This window comes from Saccharothrix sp. ST-888 (assembly GCF_000955975.1).
Classification (GTDB): domain Bacteria; phylum Actinomycetota; class Actinomycetes; order Streptomycetales; family Streptomycetaceae; genus Kitasatospora.
The window spans coordinates 1-339 of record NZ_JYJF01000677.1 but is presented as its reverse complement, the minus strand read 5'-3'; the positions used below and the strand labels follow the sequence as shown (position 1 = coordinate 339).

Annotated in this window: 1 pseudogene; it reads right to left on the bottom strand. The window is 72.0% G+C overall.

What is annotated here, in order from left to right:
* A pseudogene (locus tag UK12_RS37165) lies at nt 1-220 on the bottom strand (phage tail sheath family protein); the annotation flags it as partial.
* Nucleotides 221-339 lie beyond the last annotated feature (119 nt).

Sequence of the window (339 nt, the reverse complement as noted above, 5' to 3'; positions counted from 1 at the left end):
GGGCCCAGACGCCGGCGATGTGGCCGGAGGGTGGGACGGTGCGGGGGGTGCCGTCCACGCCCGGGACGTGCAGCCAGGGGTAGTACAGGGTGGTGAACGACGCATCGTCCGAATCCGGGGACGCCAGACTCGTGAGAACCGCCGGCAGCGCGCCCGGTGAGGTGGCGGGCGGCGGTTGGAGCAGGGCGAGCCGGTTGCGCAGCTTCACGCAGTGGCTCACGATTCGGGGCATGACGGCTGCGCAGGCTGCGGCCACCGTCTACTTGGTCCACAGGTCCGGGACGGGGACGATGGTCACCTACGGGACGGTCTCCAGCCCGGCCAGACCGGTGCGGGTGT